The sequence below is a fragment of the Neobacillus sp. PS2-9 genome (genome assembly GCF_030915525.1).
In the GTDB taxonomy this organism is placed as follows: Bacteria; Bacillota; Bacilli; order Bacillales; family Cytobacillaceae; genus Neobacillus.
Window position 1 is genome coordinate 3,786,824 of record NZ_CP133269.1, and the last position, 23,782, is coordinate 3,810,605.

The following is a 23,782-nucleotide window of genomic DNA, read 5'->3' on the forward strand; positions in this document are numbered from 1 at the left end:
TCCATATTCAACACTAAATTCCTCAACTGGGATACGCGGAGGAGTTTTTCTACGACTTTTCATTCACTTCTACCCTTCTTGCCTTGTTTAGAATTGCGATTTGCTCCTCTAATTGCGTTGTTGTTGTCGGCAAATTCTGCTGAGAATTCACTTTCCTGAACATTTTTATGAGGTGTTTTAGAATATTTGGTTACAGCATCAAATTCTGCTTTACGCTTTGCCATACAGAAACCCTCCTAAAAGTTAATTAGTACAGATATAGTTTTAACAAAATACGTTCATTCCTTTCCTTCCTTATTTTTCATAAATAAAAAAAAACTACAGGCAGAAAATAATAGTTAAAAGGAGTGATGAGTGATGAAACATTCTAAAGATACAAAACCGTCAATTGAAGACATTGCAATTAACGAAACCATGCCACATCAAATAAATGCTCCAAGCTTTGAAGGAACTGGAATAAAGATGGAGGACCCCTTTGTCAACAAACATGGCGTTACGATCGGAGACAGTTTATACGCTTCTAAAAACTCACCATTAGAAAATTGGTCCAAGGATACAGACCCATCAATTATGGCTGGTGATGAATGGGTTCACCCAACGAATGATATTGGGTGGAATACAACTGAAAATCGGGAATTACTGGAAAGTAAACGAAAGCCACAGGCTGTTCCATTTATGCACCCTACAAAGGATGTAAGTAAAGGGACAGACTAGAATTTAATATCCAATTACGAAAAACATTTCCACTCATGAAACCGATAAAAAAATTAAATAATACTTTTACAGAGGAAAGAAGCCTCTGGAGAAAAGAAGGAGTTGAATTGGAATGGCTAACAGCAGCAATAAACTACTAGTACCTGGAATTGAACAGTACCTAGATCAGGTTAAATATGAAATAGCTCAAGAGTTTGGCGTTCAATTGGGTTCAGATACAGTTTCAAGAGCAAATGGCTCGGTGGGCGGAGAAATTACTAAAAGGTTAGTACAACAAGCTCAAGCCCAACTTTCTGGACAATAAAGAATAATTTCATACAAATGGAAAAAGTCCGGTTTTAACACCGGACTTTACTTATTTTTATTCTTATTTTTATTTTTATTTTTATTTTTATCGCTGTCACTATTACCATGATTATTACTATGGTAATTACCTTTTTCCACCTGATTTGTTTCTTTTTGCTCTTTATTCTTACCCTGTGTATTTTGTTGTTTCTTGTTATGACCTTGATTTTGCTTTAATTTTTCCTCTTCTAATCTTTTCAGATATCCAGGAGAAATCGGGTTTTTGCCCAAATTACTCTTTTCACTTACATTACCATTAACAGACTCGTTAACGCTATTTTCTGTTTGCTTTTTTTGTTGTCCTGGAGGCATAGAATTAACAGCTGGAGATTGAGCCGGCACATTACTTTTTTCTTTTGTACCTTCTTTAGCCTTTACATTATCTTGCTTAGAATGATCTCTAGAGGTCTGAAGTTTTTCTTCTTGGTACTTCCCAGCAGTCATACCTTGCTTATGCGCTTTTTGTAATTGCTTTTCAGTGGCCGTTACAACTATTACTTCTACCTTTTCTTTATTAACAGTTGCTTCAATCTTATCTAATTTCCTCTGAAGTTGATCCTCTACTTTTTGTTCAGGTTGTTCAATTCGAACAGTAGAAATAAGGACTTGGTGGTTATCTTCTAAATATCCAGCCGTTTTCATTTCAGAAAGAATAGCCTTTGTTATTTCAGAAACATCCTCTTTTTTCCAATCTTTAAGGTGTGAAATAATCTCTTTTCCTTCTTTATTGTAGCCAGTTAGTTCCACAACCTTCATTTGTTTGTTCACGCCAAGTTCAACACTTGGATTTGCATCGATAGACATATAGGCATAGGCCTTATTATTTTGATACATGGGAATAAATGATCCAATAAAAATGATAAGTGCTGCCATAACGGCCCATGCAGTTTTTAACTTAAACATATTTTTAATCGAACGTTTTGTTTTAAATCCAATCACACTTTCAATCGGAAAAAAATAAATTTCTTCTCCCAGAGAATAGGGCTGATTTTGTTTTCTTGATTGTAAAAACTCACCTTCGGGGGTTAAAAGCGTTAAAAAGCCTTCATTTATTTCCATTATAATTCCCTTTTTCATGTCTCTAACACCCCCTTAATATAATCCTTCATGTAAACATAATCACTCGATAAGATAAGAGCAATTGCTATAATATATTTCCTATTCCGCTCGATTGTCTTTCTGCTCACATTAACCATTGTTTCAAGTTGCTTAATAGGCAGACGTTTCTTTTCAAGTAAAAAATTCTTTAATTCCTGGTCAGCTACTAACAATTTGGCTGCGAGGATGGCATTCCTCCTGGCATCCACATGCTTCGGAGAATTTTCAACTAAATCACTAAAACTTAAATCAAAAGTTATTAATAGGTTTTGAAAATGAATAATTTCATCTTTTCTTAATTGTTCATCATTCTTTTTATGATAATCATCAAGAGAAAGCTCATTAACGATAATGGTTCCTGCTGTTTCTTCATCTTGAGCTGAATTAGTTAAATCAATACTAATATGTTGATTTTTAGTTTGTTTACGTATATAGTCAATGACTCTTCTTTTAATGATTACTTCAGAAAAACTTAACAATGAGCTTCCACGTTCTGGGGAATATTTTTCAATCGCTTCATTGAATGCAATAAGCCCTATGCTAAATTCATCATCAGTTTCATAGATATATCGTCTACATACGGAAGATACAGTCTTTGCAATAAAAGGTTTGTAGGCATCAATAATTTCGTCCAGTAGATACTGGTCGCCCTGTTGAATTTGAAGGACGGTTTCCTCCAAGGTTCTTTTTTTCTTCTTGGCCATAAACAATAAACTTAGCATTTGCTCACCTCTATTCGACCAATTATAACATACGAACGTTACCTTGGACTTTATGGGGGTAAAGCAATGTCAAAAAGATAACTCCAACAATGGCTATCTTTTCCTTACTTATTGTTTAGGCTGGAACATTGTTATTATGTTAAATACGATCTGAACATCCCTCATTCTTTCGTTTATTGCGATCGCCTTTTCACTACATTATTACGTGACAGCTTAGACAGTTTTGGGGGTTTATTAAAAAATTTTCCCAAATAAAAAGCTTTAAATCAGATTATGCTGATCTAAAGCTCGTCCATTAACCCATTTGATTTTTGTTAAAAAAAGCCAATAAGTATTTAAAAAGAAATCCAACTAGTAACCCAGGAATTAAAAACAGCATTGGTAAAAAAACTGGACCGGGATGAATTTGAAGAATGGATACTTTAGGTGATACCATTAAACCAACCGTGACAAAATAAGCACAAGATACAAATGGCAAAAAAGAATATCTTTCATTATCAGGCATCGCAGAACGGTAGCCATCCCACATTGAAAACATATAAATACATGGATAGAACATAAGCCATTGATAGTCTATAACCGCTTCAGCCTTTTTGATTTCACCTAGGAAGCTGTACATAATCGCTCGGTTAAATCTGCTCATAACATTCACAACTATTTCTAATAGGACAAACAACACGCCTTTAAAATATTGACCAATGATTAATTGGCTGAAACCTGGAAACGCTATATTCCATAAAACGGCCTCTAATCTGCTCAACTTTTTCATAGTGATATCCCGCTTCTTTAGGCTTTTTTTAAGTAAATAACTGTTCAATATAGCTTATCCAGTCTGATGCCAAATTAACAGGCTTGAACATAGATTTTCCCAACTTTATGAAAAAAACAGCGTGGATTATTTTCCCGCTGCTTTTTGAGTTTATTCTATTCGTGTTGATCCATAGGATTATATAATTTAACCGTAGGATTTTTCTCTTGGAACCATCTAAGGGCAAAGTCATTTTCAAATAAGAATACATAATGATCAAAGCGATCTTTTACCAGCATACTCCGTGAGCTTGATAAATTCTCATCCACTACATCACCCTCTACCCAACGGGCAATCTTTGAACCTACTCGTTCCATCAATACCTCGGCATTATATTCATTTCTCATCCGATGTTCAAAAACCTCAAATTGTAACTGTCCAACTGCACCTAGAAGGTACTCTTCCATCCTAACCGTTTTAAATAGCTGGATCGCACCTTCTTGAACAAGTTGCTGAATACCTTTATAAAAGGATTTTTGCTTCATTACGTTTTTGGCTGAAACCCTGACATACAATTCTGGTGTAAATTGAGGCAGTCTTTCATATTGGAAATTGTCCTTACCTGTTGTAAGGGTGTCACCAATCTGGTAGGTTCCTGTGTCATACAGCCCAATAATATCACCACTAACTGCCTCATCAACTGTATTTCTTTCTTCAGCCATAAATGAGGTAGATTGAGAAAGCTTGAGTTGTTTTCCTAAGCGCGGTATATTAACGGTCATTCCCCGTTCAAATTTTCCAGAACAAACGCGGATAAAGGCAATCCTATCCCGATGTGCTGGATTCATGTTTGCTTGAATTTTGAAAACAAAACCTGAAAATTGTTCTCCTAGCGGATCAATTTCTCCTACCGAAGAATTACGTGCTTTTGGTGGTGGCGCAAATTGCAAGTAAGACTCTAGGAACGTCTGTACACCAAAGTTTGTTAATGCACTTCCAAAGAACACTGGCGTCAGGGTTCCATCTGCAATTTTCTCTTCTGAAAATTCATTACCCGCTTCATTAAGAAGCATAATTTCATCTAATGTTTGATCGTAAAGCCCCGATGATTTTATCGGATGATCGCCCGCTATTTCACCTTCATTAGTTAAGGGAATAAATCGTTCGTCATCATTTACACGAAATTGTTCTACACGATTATTAAATCGATCATAGATACCAAGGAATTCTTTTCCCATTCCAATTGGCCAATTCATTGGATACGATTCGATACCTAAGACCTCTTCTAACTCCGCAAGAAGCTCAAGAGGTGATTTCCCTTGACGGTCAAGCTTATTCATAAACGTAAAAATTGGAATACCACGCATGCGACATACTTTAAATAGTTTAAGCGTTTGTTCCTCAATCCCTTTTGCAGAGTCAACAATCATCACTGCACTATCAACAGCCATCAACGTTCTATACGTATCTTCACTGAAATCCTGGTGTCCAGGGGTATCCAGAATATTGACTCGGAAATCATCATAATCGAATTGCATTACACTGGAAGTGACGGAAATCCCACGTTGCTTTTCAATTTCCATCCAGTCACTGGTAGCAAACTTACCTGTCTTTTTGGCTTTTACTGTCCCTGCATCACGAATGGCTCCACCAAATAATAATAATTTCTCCGTTAGTGTCGTTTTTCCGGCATCCGGGTGGGAAATAATCGCAAATGTTCGGCGCGACAATACTTCTTCTTTAAAATTGTTACCCATCTTGTCTTCCTCTCTTTTGACAATAAATAAATTTTTTGTCCATAAGTTCAATCTTATCTCTCAAACGTGAACTTTGCAATATTTCAATTCACCTGCTTTCATTATTTCTTTTATCCAGTTAAGGAAAAGAATATAATGTAGGTAAGCGGTTATTTAATGCCGTTAATGTTCGTATTTGGGAGGAACCATGGATACTACAACAATCGACTTAGATTTATTACGCAAAGCCTTTGAAGCTGTCCTAGTGCAGAATAACGTGTCCTTCAAAAAAATTGGTATCGCCGAAGAAGGAGAGCAATTATTATTTTTGTATGAAGGAAAGGACGAAAAAGTTCATGTTTTTAAATGGAGTAAAGCATCTAGTGCAGGTGTAAGTATTGGTGTACTTGCTCAAAGTGTATTAATGCCAATTATTCCTCATCTTCGCTTATTATCCTAATTAATATTGAGGCTGACTGTTATGTTAGCCTCTTTTTTTTAGCTTCAATGTTAGCTCTTCCACTGATTCCCACATCCATTTTATTGGAAATCATTCTATAATAAAGTATGACTCTGTTATAGGAGATGAAAAATATGAACAAAAGTAAAAAAATAGTTTCCAAGTTTATACCGCTGTTCACAGCGTTACTCATAATTATTGGCGGTATCGTTTGGTTTGTTCATTCGACTAATAATGAGATTGCGATCCCATTCTCTTCAGTAGAAGAAACAATTAAAGCACAAAAGGGAAAGTCCGTTACCCTCATAGAACAACCTGATGGTAGTCTTTATTTAAAAGCTGGTAAAGAGGAATACACTTCACATATTCCACCTAACAGCCACATGGTAGAAAAACTAGTTGAAAAATATAATATTGAATATTCCTATACTACAAGTAGCCCTTACGGAAAATGGGTAATGCTCGGTGTGATTTTGTTACTAACTGGTGCTGCTATTACCCTTCAAAAAACAAAAGGCGGCTTCGGCCTGACTAACTCAATGAAAAACAGTGTGGCTAAATCCCGCCCTTTACCGACAATTAGTCTAAAAGACGTTGGTGGACTTGGCGAAGAAATGAAAGAAGAAATACTACAAACTCTTTCTATATTGAAAGAGCCAGATCGTGCATTAAAATTAGGGATTAAACCACCAAAAGGAATTTTGTTGTATGGTCCTCCTGGGACTGGTAAAACATTGTTAGCACAGGCAATTGCTCGTGAACTAAATGCTTCTTTCTTCTCATCGAGTGGTTCAGCTTTTAATGAACTATTTGTAGGTGTAGGTGCAAGTCGCGTCCGCTCATTATTCAAAACAGCAAGAAAACATGCTCCTGCAGTTATTTTTATTGATGAAGTAGATGCACTAGCAGGGAGACGGAAAGCACATGGCGGCGAGGAAGCCGAAAAAACCTTAACTGAACTCCTTGTTCAGCTTGACGGTGGTCATGTAAATGATGGTATTTTATTTATCGCTGCTACTAACAGGAAAGACATGCTGGATGAAGCCTTTCTTCGCCCAGGCAGAATTGACTTCTCGTTCCATGTACCTCTGCCAGACACAAATGGAAGAAGAGAAATCATTAATATCCATACTCGGGGAAAAGCTCTGGGAGAAGATGTTTATTCTTCTTTAGATGATTTAGCAGAGAGTACATCTGGTTTTTCTGGCGCCGAGTTACAGTCCCTATTTGAGACAGCTAGTAGACGAGCTGTTCGAAACGGTCAAGATAGGATCAAAAAACAAGATCTTGACTACGCCTTAGACCGAACCATCCTTGGAAGTACCTCTCGTACATTGAAGGACCAGGAAACAAAACGGAGGGTTGCCATCCACGAAGCTGGTCATGCCATTGTTGCTTCGTTAACAAAGCCTGGTTCTGTCAGAAAAGCCACGATTATTCCACGTGGAGAAGCACTTGGATATGTGGCACCGATTCCACAAGAACTTCACTTATCAACATACACTGATTTGCTTGACCGTGTTGCCATGGTTTTAGCTGGTGGTGTTGCCGAACGATTGATTCTGGGTGAACATAGTATTGGTGTGAGCGGAGACGTACAGCAGGCAAAACAACTCGTTGAACAAATGGTTGATACAGGCTTGCTTGAAGATGGTTTCACTTTGACATTTAATAAATCAGATAAAGAAGCTAAAATGCAGGAACTTTTTGCAAAAGGCTTAGAAAAAGCAGAAAGCCTTATTAAAGTTCATCAATATCAGTATCAGCAATTAGTTGATGCATTATTAAAGAACGAAACACTAGAAGGTTCAGAAGTGGAAACCATCGTTTGGAGTTCCACGAAATCAAATGTTGATAACCTCGTATTAGCTTAAAAGAGACTGACTTTTTAATCAGTCTCTTTTCTTTTTTAGGAAGTTTTGATTTATGGTTTCCGTGGTAAACTATAGTGAAAATCCTGAATAAGGGAAGTGATGGGCTTGTTCGGTAAAAATTTCTTTTTCGAAAAGGAACAACAAGTTTACAACAAGGAAGCACGGAACTACATTGACAACCCGAAAAAAACACTTGGATTGCTTAATAAAGCAATGAGAATGGCAGATGATAGGAAAGAAATTTTAGGGGAAGCACGAGAAAAGCTTCAGTTATTTTTTGATTTGATTAAAGCCTACTCTAAAGGTGAATATAAAGATGTTTCAAAAGGTACCATTGTTACGGTTATCGGGGCTATTCTGTATTTTGTATCTCCACTTGATTTTGTTCCTGATTTTATCATTGGTTTAGGAATTATAGACGATGCAGCTGTAATTGGCTATACATTAAAAAAGATTAGCAAAGAATTAGAAGGCTTCCAAAGATGGAAAAATCTCTCGATAAATGACAAAAACCCGCTTGATTTATAGCGGGTTTCTCTTAAGTGGCAAAGCGATGGTTTCCTATTTCTTCTGTAACAGGTCTTGTACGCAGCCATCTACTGTCCGTCTCATCAGGATTGAAAAAGTAAAGTGCTTCCGTTACTTCTCCATCTTTATGAATTGCTTCATCAACTGCTTTTTTTGCTTCTTCACATGCTGGTTTATTAATCATCCCATTATCAACGGGTTGAAACTGTTTATCTTGATAAATAACCTGCTGAATAGAATCTGGAAAATGTTCACTTTCTAAACGGTTTAGAACAACTGCTGCGACAGCAACCTTACCTTTATATGGTTCTCCCTTCGCTTCAGCTGTCACTAACCTTGCTAACAAGTCCTTTTCTTTCTCAGTAATTTTCATTTTTATTAATTCATCTTTTGAATTACCGTATTGATTAGATATTTCCCTTAACGTTTCACGTTTGGTAACTTTATGAGCTTTTGTTTTATCGAGATTTTTAGCATTAACGTTTAAAGGTACATTAAGATTATTCAGCAGGATGAAGAAGATGATGACCGTTAATAAAAAAGAAACAATACGCTTCATCATTATTATGTCCCCCTTTATCCTTTAATTTTTTCAACCCATTAACCGTAACATGAATCTACAGCTTGTCCAACCTCAAAAACTTTCCATGGAAAAAAAGGAAAAGCAAGGAAATATCCTTGCTTTTCGATATGTGGACACTTATAAATGCCTCATATTCATTTTTTTCTACCATCTAAAGCAAGCTGCACCTACAATGATTAAAAGGATAAATAATACGACGATTAAAGCAAATCCGCCGCCAAAACCACATCCACCACCATAACCTACTCCACAACCGCCAAATCCGCCACCATAGCCATATCCAAACATTTAAACTCCTCCTTTTATAATATTAATAGAATGGGGTACACCAAGAAGCACCAATAATGATTAACAAAATAAATAAAACGACTAGTAGGGCAAATCCGCCGCCATAGCCACCTACTGCACCAGACATTTACATTACCTCCTTTTCTTAATTCCATATATCTATATTCACCTAGATAAAAATGTGCGATAGACATATATCCCTATTCGTACATTTTGAATAAAAAGAATAAGCCCATTATTTATGTACAAGGCAGATATAACGGTAGTATGTCTGTCCATTATTCCTGTTCATCGAAGAAAACCATTTTGAAAGTTGACATTTATAATCATTTTTCTTACCATGTTCACAAATCATAATAGTTAGGAGCCAATCGTTTGAGGTCAATTGCAACAATTATACTCTTCTTATTTATGGTGGCTTATCGTATGGTAAGTGGGATAACAAAAGAACGGAGAGGTCATTCTTTTATAAAAATAGGTCATCGAGGAGCAGCTGGATATTGTCCGGAGAATACTTTTGCATCCTTTAACAAGGCATTAGTGCTGGGAGCTAATTACCTTGAAATCGATATTCAGATGACAAGGGATGGTGAATTAGTTATTATCCATGATCCAACAGTTAACCGTACAACCAACGGAAAAGGAAGAGTAAGGGATTTTACCTTAGAGGAACTTCAGTCACTCGATGCAGGAAGCTGGTTTCATTCGGAATTTTCTAAGGAACGGATTCCTTCATTTAACGAATTTCTAAATACCTATGCTGGCAAGGTTGGATTATTAATTGAGTTAAAAAAGCCAAACTTATATCCAGGTATAGAAGAGAAAATAGCTAATGAACTATTGAAAAGGGGCCTTACTTCTGGGGACAATAATCAAATTATCGTTCAATCCTTTGATCAAATCTCTATGAAACGTTTCCATCACCTTCTTCCCAAGATTCCAATTGGGATATTAATAAAGAAAACAAAGATTAACGGATTGTCAAATAAAGAATTAGAATCCTACGTAAACTTTGCTACATATATCAATCCTAAGGTTACTATGGTTAACAAGAGACTCATTAGGCGAATTCATCAGCATGGGTTTAAAACGATGGTTTGGACAGTGAATAAAAGAAGTGAGAAGAATTTGTTAAAGTATTATTCTGTAGATGGTATGATAAGTGACTATCCAGATTTACTGTAATAAAAAAGACAGCTTCCCCATTTGGGTATTAGCTGTCTTTTTTCACTAAAAGAAAATTAGATAAATAACTATAGCTAGTACAATTCGATATATTGCAAATGGTAAAAGCTTAATTTTATCAATCAACTTTAAGAAAAAGCGAATAGATAATAACGCAAAAATAAATGCACTAATAAATCCAGCAATAAAAAACGGAAGAGAATCCATAGTCATATATTGCCAGTTTTTTAACAATGAAAGCAAACTTGCTCCAGCCATAATCGGTACAGCCATAATAAAAGTAAAGTCAGCTGCGGCGCGGTGACTCATCCCCATTAAAACACCACCGGATATCGTTGAACCTGAACGGGAGAATCCTGGCCAAAGTGAGAAACATTGAAAGAGTCCTATTGCTAACGCTTGTCCATATGAAATTTCGTCAACTGATTGTACTTTTGGATTTTTTGGTCCAATTAAATCAGCAAGAATCATAAACACAGCCCCAATGACTAACCCAATCAAAACAGTTGCTGTGGAAAACAAATGGTCGTCAATATAATCATTAAAAAGGACACCTAATACACCTGCAGGAATTAAGCCGACAATCACTTGGGTTAATTTAAGACGGCTTTGTTTCTCCACGTGTCCCTTTCTGAATCGTCCTAAGCCTAACAAGTCAAAAAATCGTTCCCAAAAAGTGACGACAACTGCGAGGATAGAACCAAGTTGAATTACCACTTTAAAGGTATTAGCCCCGTGCTGTGTTAAAAACTTTTCAGATTGAAGCCATAAATCATCAACAATAATCATGTGCCCAGTTGAAGAAACTGGTGCAAATTCGGTTGCACCCTCTACAAGTCCCAAGATAATTGCCTTAATAAACAAAAGTAATTCCATGTTGTTAACTTCTCCTTACTTTTATTGCTTTAGAATGTTTAGTTATGACAAATAACTCCCCCATTTTACTCACTTATTAAGTGAATAGCAATAATTTTTTCGTATATAGTTTATTTGCTCCACTTTAGTATAACGTGGTTTGTTCTATAATAGTTTCAGGTACTTTCTTCCATATTCCACAGGATTTTTTTCTATCTATTGTATAATTCCCATTCTTATTGCCTTTACTGCTACTTCCGTCCTGTTTTGTGCATTCAGCCTTTTCATGATATTGGAAATATAGTCTCTTACGGTAAATTCACTTAAATAAAGCTTTAATGCCGCCTCAGCAGTAGATGCTCCGTCTGCGAGAAGCTTAATAATTTCAATTTCTCTTGGAGATAAGGAGATTACATCACCTTCTGGTAATTCCGGCTTTTTAATCTCGGCTTCAATAAATTTTGATAAAAGTTCTCCAGAGCTTTGGCCGAATTTCATTAATGCTGGAAATAGACTTGTATCCACTGTGAATTGCTTCTCAGGTCCTTTATCTAATACGACTCCACCAATAATTTTCCCCTCTTCGGGAACATAAATAGGGACAATGATTAAAGAAGTAAGTTGAAATTTCTTTACATATTTTTCAGGCAATGCTTTTTCAGCTAAAGGAATATAAATAGGCTGGAAATTTTTCATTTCGTGGCCCTGTGACTTTAATTTCACCAAACTCTCATTAAGCACTGGAATATTACTAATTTTTTCTGCAATGGCTTGAATTTCTTCTGTATTAAGATGGTGACCAAATAAACCAACGCCAACACTTTCTTTATTGGTAAATTTAAATAGGGCACATCGTTCAAAAGGAAGAAAATAACCAAATCCAAAGGAAATATTTTCAACTGACTCTTGGAAGTTTTGAGAGCGGATAATCCATTCATTAAATAAAATAACAGCATCCTTCCAAATACTGCAGTTCTCCTTTTCTGATTGGAATAACATCACTTCACCAATCTTGGAGAATAGATAATGTACCGATGGATGTAGCTTCGAGGAGGATTCAATCCTTGATTTTAATACTTTATGAGCTGCATTTTCTAACAAGTTCAAATGAAAGATTAACGCCTCTGGTTCAGGACGCCTGCCAAAATGGGCATACCAATCATCTTGTAATTTGTCTAACATCAGGTAGATATCAACCGTCTCATCATTAATAAGCTGGAACGACTTCACTAAGAAACCACTGATAAATTCAAAAACTGTAGCTGATTTTTTCCTCGTATTTTTTAGGGATTGAAGCATTAATCTCCATTCCTCAATGAGATCTATTTGATAATGGTTTAACATTTTAACAGCATCATTTAAAAGATTATCCAAATGGCGGTTTAATGACTTGGACATTCCACACACACTCCATTCAATGAACATCTACGCTGTTATTTTTTAGTAATAATATCATAGATTGTATCTATACATAATTCATCGAATCACGCCAAAATTCCTGCTATTTTTCTATGAATTTCTCTTTTTTGCAGGATAATGTTCTTATATCCTTTGTAATGTAGTGGGATAAACTTCCTACAAATGTAGGGATTTCTTAATTTACTAACTTATCTTAAAATTGTGACGAGTAGTGTAAGCATTTACATCTTTAAATACTTACCTTTCAAAACAATTATAAAGGAGGAAAGAGAATGAATTTAGGAGCAGAAGCAGTCATTATTGGAGGGCAAACGGTCAAAAAGAAACTAATGTTTGCATTATTAGGTGGATTTTTATTTTTAGGTTCTTTGTTAGCGATTTTTGGTATTACCGGTGTGGCTGTAGCAGCACCATTAAGCGGATTTGGTGAATTTACTGTCAAGTTCGACAAAATGGTTGGGGAAAACTTTCAACTATATGGTGGGGTTGCTGATGGTGCAACAACAAAAAATAATCCTGTTGCAGTTAATGCAATTGACAAGGCAACGATAAACGGATTAGAAATTTCCAAAGCGATCCCAGCACTTGGGATTCGAGTTGTTATTGCTTCTGATAAACCAGTTGTCATTAATGGGCTCCTTCAAAAAGCTACCATGGTAAATGGTGATGCTAAGTTTGAAAACCTCACAATGTCCGAAAATTATATCGGAGATTATGATTTAACTGACCCAAAACAAAGAATGGAAGCACTGGCTAAAGAATTCACACAAAGTGCAAATACCATTACAATTGAAAACGGTAATTTACAAACATTATACCTTTTCCAAAAAACTGTAAGTCTTCCTGGAATGAAGGTTTACTTCGAAAAACTAAACTAACTTCATCATAGAAAATTGAGTAAGGATGATAAAAATGAACTCTACTTATTCAAAACGTGAAAGGTTTAGGAATTGGAGAGCAAGGCGTCCCTTTTGGGGGGCGACCTTGTCTATTCTTTCTGGACTAATCATTTTATGGGTACCTGCAAAGCTATATGAAGTAGCTGCAGCCCCTGGAAGTATTTTATTTGTCGGCTTCTTTTTAGGTGGCCTTACACTGTTAATGGGGATTTTATCCTATATCATGCCAAGACTCTCCACTCTTCTTGGTGTTTTGGCTATTTTTGCTTCTGTCTTGTCGATCATGGGAGCATTAGGCGGCTTTCTAATTGGAACCATTCTTGGAATTATTGGTGGAGCTATGTTAATTGCATGGAAACCTGAAATGGCAGATCAAGATTCAAAAACACAATCACACCTAGACCCTATTACTGAAAAAGAAGTGGCATCAGGAAAAGACATTTTACCAGATTAAAATTTGTAGCATTCGCAGAAATGGTGATGGCTTTGAAACATAGAAACAGTACTTATAAGATAATAATTATTTTGATTACTACATTAAGCGCACTTCTCTTTGTGACAAAAGATAGTTATGCAAGTAACCCATCCGTGGTTGGTTTTATTATTGAAGCCAGTCAAATGGAAGGAACCCTACAAACTCCAGAAATGTCTGTCGGGAATACCTCGATCGAAAAAAGTCGGTCTATGCTGAAACTAACTTTTGAAAACCTTACTTGTAAGGATTTAGTCATTAAGAAAATGGTTAAAACTTCAAAGGGTATAATTACAACTAGAATGACATCTAACGATAAGATTCTTTTTGAAAATTTAAGTTTATCTGTTACCAACGCAGAATATAGCGAGGCATATGTTCCTGAAAACGGAAATATAGGTCTTAAAAACGCAATGTTATTGGCACATAATGTAAAAACTGTTAGCTCTACTCTCCCCCAATTTCAATTAAGTTTTAATGAGGGTGGCGAGGTGGAGTTATCACCGAAAAGTGAGGCGGAACTTCTTCAAATGAAAGCAGGTTTAGAGTATTTTTTATCAAATAATCAACAATAAAAAGAAGCGATGCTAATGAAAGCATCGCTTCTTTCATTATTTAAAAATAAGTCTTTGCTAAACTTGTCTGTTGATTTCCGCTCCAGGAGCTTCGCTTTCCGTGGGCGTTTCGGCGAGCCTCCTCGGCGCTTGCACCTGCGGGGTCTCCCCTGAACCGTACTCCCACAGGAGTCTTCGCTCCTTCCGCTCCAATCAACAGGTATGAAAATCAACATTGTTCTTTAACTCAGCCAAAATAAAAAAACCACAATCTTCAATATTAAATAGCGATTGTGGTCCTAGCTTTTTTGATGGATTTTTATGTTATTCAATGTTGTATTAACTCCTTATTTAGCTAATAATAGTTACGGTGTTTTGACCAGTTCTTTTAAACTGTTTTTCCCTCGTTCAACAAGGTTTAAATGTGTATTTCGAGCAAATTTTATATATTCTTTTCTTACTTCAAGCCATGCATTTCTACGTTCGCGGGCATAATTGATACTAGATTCAGCATTTCTTTCAAAGTTATCCTCCAAGCGATCAACCATATGGAATACAGATTTAATTGGAGTCAGAGCCAATTTTTCTAATTGTCCAGATACTTCTTTCAACTGATTTTTAAGCTCTTCACGATCATTAGAGATAATCACTTCTTCTTTCGGTTCCTCTTTACCTTCATTAAATTGATGCATTAATTCTGAAACCATTTCTTTATTGGTTTTTTTAGTTTGATTATACAGTTTTGCAATTGAATTTCTGTACTGCTTATTGAACTTAATTACCTCTTTTAATGCATTAATATATGCATCCTCACGATTTTCCCTAAGTTGCAGCGCACGCTCACGTGACTGTTCAAACTGATCCCAAAATGTGTTTACAAACGAACCGGCATGTATCGATTCCTCTGCAAGCGGCATCACTTTTTCATCAACAGATGGAACCGTTTCATTCTTCTTCTGTGCCATCGTCCTTCCTCCTCCTTTTTCTATTATTTACTTTCTCTATGGGATCCTTCTTTTGAAATGAAGGAATATAGAGCTCAAGGAAACTGGTATACATCTTAAAAAATTGATCTAAGAGGGATTGGTATGTTTCAAGTTGATTGGCATAGCCTTTTAAATATGTAACCCCAGCTTTGGTAATAGAATATCTTCTTTTTGCCGGACCACTTCCAGTAGTATCCCATTCAGAGGATACAAGCTCATCTTTTTCCAGTTGTCTTAGTAGTCTGTATAGATTTCCCTGGTCAAGCGTTTTGAACCCGAATGCTTCTAACCTTTGGCTAAGTTCATAACCGTGCAAAGAAACTTTACTAAGAAGTAATAAAATAAATGGCAACACAAAATTTTTGGATGGATTAACTGTTGGATTGTCTTGATTCACCATATCTTTATCACCTCACCTATATGTATTTTACACCTATGAGTAATAAATTGTCAATGCTGTAAATAAATATGAATAAAAGTAAATTTTATCGGTTTACAATATACTAAACTTGGTTATAAACTTAATAAAAATGAAAAGGTGGTGTAAAATGGAAAAAGCCAAATGGAGTAAATCCGGTGTACCCTACTTGCACTTAGGTAGAGGTGAACCTTTGGTCCTTATCCATGGTTTAGGCGAGGTGAAAGAAGGGTGGCAAAATCAGTTTGAGTTAGCTGATCAGTTTGAGCTTATTATTCCAGATTTGAGAGGTCATGGAGAGTGTACAAAAACGGATGGTATTTCCATACAGAATTTTGCTTTGGATATCATTGGCTTATTAAAGGAGCTAGAAATTGAAAACGCTCACATTCTTGGTTTATCAATGGGTGGAGCTGTTGCACAAGAAATTTACCGCCAAGCACCCAACCTCTGCCGTTCTCTCTTGTTGATTAGCACCTTTCACTTTTTCCCGAAAAAACTAAAAAAGTTGTTATTTAATAATCGAAAAGCTAAATTTGAATCCGTTACCGCTGCAGGTAAACAAACAGAGTTTATATCCAAAATGGCACTTTATTCATGGAATAAGGAAATGAAAGAAATATTTGGACACTCTTTTCACCCAAAACACCAAATTTTTCTACAATCCTTAAACACATGTCTAGATGTGAATAACTTATCTTTACTGCCAAAAATCAGCGTTCCAACACTAATTATTGGCGGTCAGTATGACTCTGTTCTACCTGTCTGGATTCAAGCATGCATGCACAAGCTAATTCCACATTCCGAGTTTATCATCATGAGAAATACTGGTCACATTGCTAAACTTGAAGCTAAAGCCCGGTTTAATAACCTACTGCGTAGGTTCCTTAATCAACAAAAATCAGTTGCGTAAGAATAACGGGAAGGGCATTGTCCTTCCCGTTACTAATATATTTCATTCCTCTTATATTATACAACTTCTTCTTGGATTTTTTGTGAATGAATAGAAAGCCACTGATCAGCAAATTTGGCAAACATACCAGTTAAAGCAAGTGCAACGTGCCCGCCCTCGAACACTTGATATGTTTTATCTTCACTTGAAATCATATCCATAATAGGTAGACTTTGCTGTTCTAATACAAGTGTATCTCTAGATGTCGAGAACACAAAAGTTGGACACTTAATATTCTTTAAATCTACCTTCCTACCGCCAATTTCCAACTCACCCTTTAGGAGCTTGTTATCTTTATAAAAATCATTAAATAACTGCTTAAAGGCTGAGCCTGCAAAAGAGGCTGTATCTTTTGTCCATTTATCCATCCTTCGCCATTTTTCCACATAGTGTGGATCGTGTGCGCGGGTGATTAGGTTAATCCATGGACTAGTATAGACGGGTGAAAGTCCCCTAAACATGAGGTACATAAATTCGGATGGAATGACCCCATATACATCTGAGAAACGGTTAAAGTCGATGGTTCCATTTTGTAGTCCTTTTAACCATTTATCCGGCACAATTCCCACACTAAAATCAATGGGAACTGTCGCAAGAACCAAGTTCACTATTGGTAGTTTTGTAATAGAGGTAAAGATAGCTGAAATGGTACCACCCAGGCAATAGCCCACCAATGATATACCCTCTGCACCAGAATGCCTAAGTGCACGCTTCACTCCATTTTCAAGATAATTTAAGATGTAATCATCCAGGGTAATATCACTATCTTCATACTCAGGTGAGCCCCAGTCTAAGAAGTATACATCATATCCGCGCTCTGTTAGTCCCCCCACAACACTGCTACCTTCACCCACGTCTAAAATATAAGATTTATTTATTAGCGAATAAACTAGGAATATAGGAGTTTGATATTTTTTATCTTTTGCCGGGTGAAAATATAAGGTTGATTTATTCTTTTTCCAAATAATTTCTCTTTGTGTCGGTTTAATATCTGGCTTCGGTTCGGTGAGAACTTTATATACTTGATTCCACCTTGATGCTTCCTTTTCAAGATCAAGCTGAGGAATAAAATTGAAACGCGCTGAATTTCCACTCATCTTTTTCTCTCCTTTCACTATGATTTAGATGCTACGGAACCTGTGAGCACAGGCTCTTTATCTTTTCCTTTACCTTTTTGCATCAAATTTTTTATGGACGCTAGTTCCGCTTTAATATCTGTTAACTGTGACATCTCCTGTTTTAAACTCTCAATCTCTGCTTTTAATGTTCTAGTATCCTCTATCTTATGGGCGATTTGATGATATTCAACTTTCATTTGTTTAACTAGACTGACCAGTTCCTGAAACATCTCCACATGCTCTTTATTTAATGCGCTTAAGCTATCCTGTACATTCCAAATTTGTTCTTCTAGAATATCCATTTTCTCCTCAGCTTGAACAGTAAGTTTTGCTACATTCGCTACATCTTTTTTGGTCGGTATATTCATTAATCCTGCCATTAGCTCTTGGTTCTTCCTTAAAAGATCCATGTATCGCGCATGACTCTCAGTACCAACCTTCATTAAACGCACGAACTCATTGTTGTCAGTCATCATATACAATAGACCATTTAATTGTTTTTCCCACATTCCACTTATTCGCTTGAATCCTTCAAAAGGATCGTATGTTTTATCTTGAGTCATCCTGCTTCTCCCCTTTAAATCTATGATTTTGAAAGTTCTTCTGTTTTTTCCAAATATTTATTGAGAGGAAACATAACTGATTTAATCTGTCTGGCAAAAAGATTAACAAAGCCCCTCTGACTTTCATAAATTATATTCCCAGCTTGTTTAACCGTTTTAATATATTGCATTCTCCCTTTTTTCCGCAGTTCGATATATTGGTCTATCATTTCGAGATATTTTTCCATAGTTAAGTAATTATTTAATGTTTGACATGGTGTAGAAAGAATAGACATCGTTTTCTTCTGAATCTGATCAATTTGAGCATTAATATCCTCATAAGATCGAATCGGGAAAAAATGCTGCAGACTAGTCGTTGTCATTAAAAATTCTTCTCTTGCAGTTCTTTCCCATTCAGCAAATTCTTTATTAAATCTCTCAGCAATGTCTTTTACGTTTCCCTGATTCCTTTTTATACTCTCGGCGAAATGCTTTGCTTCTTTTAAAAAGATCTCATCGCGAAATTCAGCGTGTTTAGCCCATTCATCTATCTCTCCGAAGGCATGCTGCCATAGAACGTCTAAACTAGAAAGCTGCTCCATATCCTCATTTTCAACTATTTTCTCTTCTTCAACCGAGTTTGTCTGTAGAATTTTATTTGGTGTTTTTTCTTCCATTGATTCTTTTTCAACTTCCTTTTTGTCAGGCATTTTTATCTCGTCCCTTCTATAATTTTTTATTCAACTTACGATCAGAAACTAGTACATATTTTGGATTGTTCTTGAGTGGTTTATTAAAAATGTTCTTTGAAGTAGTTCATGTGGATGTTAGATTATAGTGGTAAAACTTGTAGTTTTTCTTCCTCTTTACGTAACATTCGTCTTAACAGCTTACCGACAGATGATTTGGGAAGTTCATTAAGAATTTCAATCTCTTTTGGAACTTTATAAGGTGCTAGGTTAATCTTTGCAAATTCTATTAGGCTCACCGGTGTTTCTACAGCACCTGTCTTTAACTTAACAAATGCCTTAACTGTTTCCCCTCTATAGCTGTCGGGAACACCAATAACAATGGCTTCCTCAACTGCCTCGTGCTTGTACAGTACTTCCTCAATTTCTCGTGGATACACATTATACCCGCTTGCAATAATAATATCTTTTTTCCGATCCAAGATATAAAAATAGCCATCTTCATCCATTTTGGCGATATCCCCTGTAAAGAGCCAACCATCCTTCAATACCATTTCCGTATCCCCAGGCCGTTTCCAATAACCCTTCATTACCTGTGGACCGCGGAGAATGAGTTCACCTGCCTCCCCAATTGGGACGTCTTCGATTCCTTCTGGGGTTTGTATAATAATTCTCGCTTCAGTACCTGGTAAAGGAATACCAACACTACCTAATTTTCTTGGTAAGAATGGTGGGGTAGAGATTGCAGAAGGTGCTGTTTCTGATAAACCATATCCGTCTGCTAATCTTACACCCACTCTTTTCTCAAAAGACCTTACCTGTTCGACTGGGAGTGGTGCACCCCCACTGCTTAGATAATAAATATCTCCAAGATTACTTGCTTCTAAGTCTGGGTGACTATTGAAAGCGAAGATCATTGTTGGGACAGCTGTCATTTGAAATGGCTTTTCCCTTTTTACAAGATCTAATACCTCATTGACGTCAAACCTTGGTAATATTAACTGATTACAACCAATTCTGATTGCCGAAAGTGCATTACATGATAGGCCATAAACATGGAACATAGGAAGGACACTTACGATTTTGAAGTTCTCTGGTTTCTCATCTACTGCATTATAGGTGAAATCACATACCTGAATTATATTTGCTAAAAGATTATGATGGGTTAGCATTACCCCTTTAGATACTCCAGTGGTGCCGCCTGTGTACTGTAAGATAGCGACATCTTCATGTATGTCAATTGGAATATCAGGAATGACATTGTCATGTGTTAGAAAATCCTCAAAGTAGATATCCCCGGCAGAAAGCTGAATTCGGTTCCCACCGAAACCCACGACAATAATCCTCTTTAATGATGTTTTTGGCTGAACCCGCTTGACTCTCGAATAAAAGTCTTCAAATACAACCATATATTCCGCCTCAGAGTCATTTAACACGTATTCAATTTCTCGTTCGACATACATAGGGTTCACTTGAACAGCAATTCCACCTAATCTAAACCCTGCAAATAGACTAAAAATATAGTGAGGACAATTGGGTAGCATTATCGCTAAACGATCTCCCTTTTTAAGGCCTATTCGATACAATGAGGCAGCAAACCATTCAGATATCATTTTTGTATCTTTATAGCTCCAAGACCTCCCATAAAAGGTAAGGGCCGGTCTTTCATCATGAATATTTGCTGCCTGATTCAAAAGGTCAAATAATGAATCGTACTCAATGGATACATTTTCACTAACCCTTGGATCGTAAAATTTTAACCATGGCTTTTTTTGATATACCACATTTTTCCCCTCCTTATAATCCTTCTCCTTTATTCACAAAGGCCTATACACCTGTATAAGCTTGTCTGTAAATTTCAGCAAGTTCACTTACAAATGGCTGTTTTGGATTGGCAATGGTGTCTTGATCATCAAAAGCAAGTTCGGCAAGTCCAGCAACTTTACTTTCAAATTCTGACTTTGTTACCCCGTTAGCTTGAATACTCATGGAAATATCTAGTTCTTCAGCAAGCTTTATAATGGCCGTAATTAAGCTCTCAATTCCTTCTTCTGTCGTACTGGCGGGTAGTCCAAGCATTTTGGCAATTTCGCAATATCGTTTATCCGCAATAAAGTATTCATACTTCGGATAAGTCATAAATTTATTTGGTTTGGCTGAATTGTAACGAATCACATGTGGTAAAAGCAATGCATTTGCACGTCCATGTGGAATGTGAAACTCAGCACCAAGTACATGCGCTAAGCTATGGTTGATTCCTAAAAAGGAATTGGCAAAGGCCATCCCAGCTATAGTTGAAGCATTGTGCATTTTTTCTCGTGCTATTTCATCACTTCCATCCCGATAAGCTCTTGGTAAATACTCAAAAACCAACTGAATGGCTTTTAGTGCCAGCCCGTCCGTGTAATCATTGGCCAGAACCGAAACATATGCTTCAATCGCATGGGTTAAAACGTCCATCCCTGTATCAGCGGTAACATGCTTGGGAACAGTCATCACAAACTGCGGATCAATAATCGCCACATCAGGTGTTAACTGAAAATCTGCTAGCGGGTATTTAATGTTAGCCTTTTTATCAGTAATAACAGAGAAGGCTGTCACTTCTGAACCTGTACCTGATGTCGTTGGAATTGCGATAAATTTAGCCTTTTGGCGAAGAATCGGGAATTTAACGACTCGCTTATTCGGATCAAAGAATTTTTGAGTTAAACTATGGAAGTCCGTTTCTGGGTGCTCGTAAAATAACCACATCGCTTTAGCCGCATCCATTACCGAACCACCACCGAGAGCAATAATGACATCGGGCTGAAACCTTCTCATTCTCTCAGCACCATTCATGACCATTTCAATACTAGGCTCTGGCTCAATTTCAGAAAATGTCTCCCATTGAACCTTGTTTTGATGTTTTTCAAGATAGTATAAAACCTTGTCGACAAAGCCATTTTTCACAGAACTTCCACTTGTTACAATAAATGCTCTTGAGATATTTGGAATCGAAGCAAGCACTTGGATGGAATTTTTCTCAAAGAAAATCTGTGATGGAACTTTAAACCATTGTGTAAACGTTCTTCTTTTTGCGACTTTTTTAATGTTGATGAGATTAGCGGCTCCAACATTTTGTGACACTGAATTCCCCCCATATGTTCCACATCCAATTGTTAAGGACGGAAGTGAAGTGTTATAAATATCTCCGATTGCACCATGTGTGGAAGGAGTATTAACGATGATTCGACCAGCCTTCATGCGTACTGCAAACATATCAATTAGGCTTTGATCTGCAGTATGAATGGCTGCTGAATGTCCTAGTCCTCCATACTCCAGTGTTTCTTCTGCAATTTTTAAGCCTTCCATAAAATTAGTAACCTTATAGCATGCTAAGATTGGACTTAGCTTTTCACAGGAAAGTGGGTAGTTAGGACCTACTCCCTCTAACTCTGCAATAAGAATCTTCGTATTTACTGGAACGTTTATTCCAGCCATTTTCGCAATCACATACGCTGGTAATCCAACAATTAACTGATTAATAGAATTAGTTTTTTCAAATATAGCCACTTTTTCTAGCATCTTGCGTTCTTCTTCATTAAGAAAATAGCAATGATTATCTATCATTTCTTGTTTCACTTCATCATAAATTTCTTGATCGATAATCAATGCTTGTTCAGAAGCGCAAATCATACCGTTGTCAAAGGTTTTGGATAAGATTACATCGTTAACAGCACGCTTGATATGAGCTGTTTTCTCGATATAACAAGGTACATTCCCAGCTCCCACTCCAAGTGCCGGTTTACCTGAGCTATAAGCCGCTTTTACCAAATTAGGTCCTCCTGTTGCTAAAATGAGCGATATCTTTGGATGCATCATTAGAGCTTGGAAAGCTTCATGGGAAGGCTCTTCAATCCATTGGATGCAGTTTTCTGGAGCGCCTGCTCTGATGGCGGCTTTCTTTAACAATTCGGCTGCCTCTTTGCAGCATTGTTGTGCATATTTTGGAAAGGCAAATATAATAGGATTCCTAGTTTTAAGTGAAATTAATGATTTGAAAATCACCGTTGAGGTTGGATTTGTAATTGGAATGACACCTGCGATGACGCCTACTGGCTCTGCCATCTCTACCATTCCCTCATTTTCGTCTTCACTAATGACACCAACGGTTTTCATGTTCCGTATATTGTTATAAATAAATTCTGTTGCAAACATATTTTTAAAAACTTTATCCTCATAAACTCCGCGGCGTGTTTCATTTACAGCAAGCTTTGCTAGCTCCCTATGGTTTTCAAGCGCGGTCAATGCCATTTGCTTTACAATTTCATCAACCATTTCCTGGTTGTAACAACGGAAAGCACTAAGTGCCTTCAAGGCATTGTTTGCTAACGAGTCGATCATCGCAGCAACCGTTTGAGTTTCAAGTACCACTCTTTCTTTTACAGACATTTTTGTCCCCTCCGAATCAGCATCGAATACAAGATTTTAGAAATTAGGTATGTTTGGTTTCTCACAAAATCGTTTTTATTCACTCCCTTACTCCTGCTGGCTAAAATATATCATTTAAAAATTCCGAAAAATGTCGAATTGTGTTAAAAAACGAATGAGTACTCAT

The 23,782-nt window shown here is 36.6% G+C and carries 27 protein-coding genes; 10 read left to right on the top strand and 17 right to left on the bottom strand.

Annotated features, from left to right (window positions below; translation table 11 throughout):
• Positions 1-59: 59 nt before the first annotated feature.
• Positions 60-224 (bottom strand): hypothetical protein, encoded by a 165-nt coding sequence (locus RCG25_RS19025; protein ID WP_308080386.1) that lies wholly within the window; start codon positions 222-224, stop codon positions 60-62.
• A gap of 133 nt (positions 225-357) precedes the next feature.
• Here RCG25_RS19025 and RCG25_RS19030 point away from each other — a divergent pair, with 133 nt between their 5' ends.
• Both RCG25_RS19030 and RCG25_RS19035 read left to right on the top strand, forming a co-directional pair.
• Positions 358-714, top strand: a complete 357-nt coding sequence (locus RCG25_RS19030; RefSeq protein ID WP_308080387.1) for a DUF3905 domain-containing protein — start codon at positions 358-360, stop codon at positions 712-714.
• Between the two features lie 112 nt (positions 715-826).
• Positions 827-1,018, top strand: coding sequence for an alpha/beta-type small acid-soluble spore protein (locus RCG25_RS19035; protein WP_308080388.1), 192 nt, complete (start codon positions 827-829; stop codon positions 1,016-1,018).
• A gap of 47 nt (positions 1,019-1,065) precedes the next feature.
• On the opposite strand, the gene RCG25_RS19040 is transcribed toward RCG25_RS19035, so the two are convergent.
• From RCG25_RS19040 to RCG25_RS19055, 4 genes are all read right to left on the bottom strand, one after another.
• Positions 1,066-2,136: an anti-sigma factor domain-containing protein gene (locus RCG25_RS19040; protein WP_308080389.1), complete on the bottom strand. Its 1,071-nt coding sequence runs from the start codon at positions 2,134-2,136 to the stop codon at positions 1,066-1,068.
• The gene (sigI, locus tag RCG25_RS19045) at positions 2,133-2,879 is read right to left on the bottom strand and encodes an RNA polymerase sigma factor SigI (protein WP_308080390.1); all 747 of its coding nucleotides are present in this window, start codon (positions 2,877-2,879) and stop codon (positions 2,133-2,135) included. The genes RCG25_RS19040 and sigI overlap by 4 nt, the downstream gene beginning before the upstream one ends.
• A gap of 295 nt (positions 2,880-3,174) precedes the next feature.
• On the bottom strand, positions 3,175-3,648 hold the full coding sequence (locus tag RCG25_RS19050; RefSeq protein ID WP_308080391.1) for a hypothetical protein: 474 nt from the start codon (positions 3,646-3,648) through the stop codon (positions 3,175-3,177).
• 155 nt (positions 3,649-3,803) lie between these two features.
• Positions 3,804-5,384 carry a peptide chain release factor 3 gene (locus RCG25_RS19055; protein ID WP_308080392.1) on the bottom strand — a complete coding sequence of 527 codons (1,581 nt, stop codon included), beginning with the start codon at positions 5,382-5,384 and terminating at the stop codon, positions 3,804-3,806.
• Between the two features lie 187 nt (positions 5,385-5,571).
• Here RCG25_RS19055 and RCG25_RS19060 point away from each other — a divergent pair, with 187 nt between their 5' ends.
• The 3 genes from RCG25_RS19060 to RCG25_RS19070 all read left to right on the top strand — a co-directional run bounded on the left by RCG25_RS19060 (position 5,572) and on the right by RCG25_RS19070 (position 8,225).
• Positions 5,572-5,823, top strand: a complete 252-nt coding sequence (locus RCG25_RS19060; RefSeq protein WP_308080393.1) for a hypothetical protein — start codon at positions 5,572-5,574, stop codon at positions 5,821-5,823.
• 134 nt (positions 5,824-5,957) lie between these two features.
• Positions 5,958-7,697, top strand: a complete 1,740-nt coding sequence (locus tag RCG25_RS19065; RefSeq protein WP_308080394.1) for an AAA family ATPase — start codon at positions 5,958-5,960, stop codon at positions 7,695-7,697.
• A 105-nt stretch (positions 7,698-7,802) separates the two neighbouring features.
• Positions 7,803-8,225, top strand: coding sequence for a YkvA family protein (locus RCG25_RS19070; RefSeq protein ID WP_308080395.1), 423 nt, complete (start codon positions 7,803-7,805; stop codon positions 8,223-8,225).
• A gap of 10 nt (positions 8,226-8,235) precedes the next feature.
• On the opposite strand, the gene RCG25_RS19075 is transcribed toward RCG25_RS19070, so the two are convergent.
• The 3 genes from RCG25_RS19075 to RCG25_RS19085 all read right to left on the bottom strand — a co-directional run bounded on the left by RCG25_RS19075 (position 8,236) and on the right by RCG25_RS19085 (position 9,223).
• Entirely contained in the window at positions 8,236-8,787 is a 552-nt protein-coding gene (locus RCG25_RS19075; protein ID WP_308080396.1) for a cell wall hydrolase, read from the bottom strand.
• Positions 8,788-8,952: 165 nt separating this feature from the next.
• On the bottom strand, positions 8,953-9,096 hold the full coding sequence (locus RCG25_RS19080) for a YjcZ family sporulation protein (RefSeq protein WP_308080397.1): 144 nt from the start codon (positions 9,094-9,096) through the stop codon (positions 8,953-8,955).
• A 22-nt stretch (positions 9,097-9,118) separates the two neighbouring features.
• Positions 9,119-9,223: a YjcZ family sporulation protein gene (locus RCG25_RS19085; protein WP_308080398.1), complete on the bottom strand. Its 105-nt coding sequence runs from the start codon at positions 9,221-9,223 to the stop codon at positions 9,119-9,121.
• A 248-nt stretch (positions 9,224-9,471) separates the two neighbouring features.
• Between RCG25_RS19085 and RCG25_RS19090 the strand changes: the two genes are divergently transcribed.
• Complete coding sequence (locus RCG25_RS19090) at positions 9,472-10,281, top strand: glycerophosphodiester phosphodiesterase (RefSeq protein WP_308080399.1); 810 nt, start codon at positions 9,472-9,474, stop codon at positions 10,279-10,281.
• Positions 10,282-10,326: 45 nt separating this feature from the next.
• On the opposite strand, the gene RCG25_RS19095 is transcribed toward RCG25_RS19090, so the two are convergent.
• Together RCG25_RS19095 and RCG25_RS19100 are read right to left on the bottom strand one after the other, a co-directional pair.
• Positions 10,327-11,157 (bottom strand): undecaprenyl-diphosphate phosphatase, encoded by an 831-nt coding sequence (locus RCG25_RS19095; RefSeq protein WP_308080400.1) that lies wholly within the window; start codon positions 11,155-11,157, stop codon positions 10,327-10,329.
• A 195-nt stretch (positions 11,158-11,352) separates the two neighbouring features.
• A complete protein-coding gene (locus tag RCG25_RS19100; RefSeq protein WP_308080401.1) occupies positions 11,353-12,534 on the bottom strand; it encodes a response regulator transcription factor in 1,182 nt (393 codons plus the stop codon).
• Between the two features lie 293 nt (positions 12,535-12,827).
• On the opposite strand from RCG25_RS19100, the gene RCG25_RS19105 reads away from it, so the two are divergent.
• From RCG25_RS19105 to RCG25_RS19115, 3 genes are all read left to right on the top strand, one after another.
• Complete coding sequence (locus RCG25_RS19105) at positions 12,828-13,433, top strand: DUF6230 family protein (protein WP_308080403.1); 606 nt, start codon at positions 12,828-12,830, stop codon at positions 13,431-13,433.
• 106 nt (positions 13,434-13,539) lie between these two features.
• Positions 13,540-13,908: a DUF6114 domain-containing protein gene (locus tag RCG25_RS19110; protein ID WP_374121007.1), complete on the top strand. Its 369-nt coding sequence runs from the start codon at positions 13,540-13,542 to the stop codon at positions 13,906-13,908.
• 71 nt (positions 13,909-13,979) lie between these two features.
• Positions 13,980-14,501: a hypothetical protein gene (locus RCG25_RS19115; RefSeq protein ID WP_308080405.1), complete on the top strand. Its 522-nt coding sequence runs from the start codon at positions 13,980-13,982 to the stop codon at positions 14,499-14,501.
• Positions 14,502-14,845: 344 nt separating this feature from the next.
• Here RCG25_RS19115 and RCG25_RS19120 read toward each other — a convergent pair whose 3' ends face one another.
• Positions 14,846-15,445 carry a hypothetical protein gene (locus RCG25_RS19120; protein WP_308080406.1) on the bottom strand — a complete coding sequence of 200 codons (600 nt, stop codon included), beginning with the start codon at positions 15,443-15,445 and terminating at the stop codon, positions 14,846-14,848.
• Entirely contained in the window at positions 15,426-15,866 is a 441-nt protein-coding gene (phaQ, locus tag RCG25_RS19125; RefSeq protein WP_308080407.1) for a poly-beta-hydroxybutyrate-responsive repressor, read from the bottom strand. The genes RCG25_RS19120 and phaQ overlap by 20 nt, the downstream gene beginning before the upstream one ends.
• Positions 15,867-16,014: 148 nt before the next feature.
• On the opposite strand from phaQ, the gene RCG25_RS19130 reads away from it, so the two are divergent.
• Complete coding sequence (locus RCG25_RS19130; protein ID WP_308080408.1) at positions 16,015-16,797, top strand: alpha/beta fold hydrolase; 783 nt, start codon at positions 16,015-16,017, stop codon at positions 16,795-16,797.
• A 56-nt stretch (positions 16,798-16,853) separates the two neighbouring features.
• Here the strand turns inward: RCG25_RS19130 and RCG25_RS19135 are convergent, their stop codons facing one another.
• The 5 genes from RCG25_RS19135 to adhE all read right to left on the bottom strand — a co-directional run bounded on the left by RCG25_RS19135 (position 16,854) and on the right by adhE (position 23,616).
• Positions 16,854-17,933 (bottom strand): alpha/beta fold hydrolase, encoded by a 1,080-nt coding sequence (locus RCG25_RS19135; RefSeq protein WP_308080409.1) that lies wholly within the window; start codon positions 17,931-17,933, stop codon positions 16,854-16,856.
• A gap of 17 nt (positions 17,934-17,950) precedes the next feature.
• The gene (locus tag RCG25_RS19140; RefSeq protein ID WP_308080410.1) at positions 17,951-18,517 is read right to left on the bottom strand and encodes a polyhydroxyalkanoate biosynthesis repressor PhaR; all 567 of its coding nucleotides are present in this window, start codon (positions 18,515-18,517) and stop codon (positions 17,951-17,953) included.
• 20 nt (positions 18,518-18,537) lie between these two features.
• Positions 18,538-19,206 carry a hypothetical protein gene (locus RCG25_RS19145; RefSeq protein ID WP_308080411.1) on the bottom strand — a complete coding sequence of 223 codons (669 nt, stop codon included), beginning with the start codon at positions 19,204-19,206 and terminating at the stop codon, positions 18,538-18,540.
• Positions 19,207-19,328: 122 nt separating this feature from the next.
• Complete coding sequence (locus RCG25_RS19150; protein WP_308080412.1) at positions 19,329-20,969, bottom strand: long-chain-fatty-acid--CoA ligase; 1,641 nt, start codon at positions 20,967-20,969, stop codon at positions 19,329-19,331.
• 43 nt (positions 20,970-21,012) lie between these two features.
• A complete protein-coding gene (gene adhE, locus RCG25_RS19155; RefSeq protein WP_308080413.1) occupies positions 21,013-23,616 on the bottom strand; it encodes a bifunctional acetaldehyde-CoA/alcohol dehydrogenase in 2,604 nt (867 codons plus the stop codon).
• Positions 23,617-23,782 lie beyond the last annotated feature (166 nt).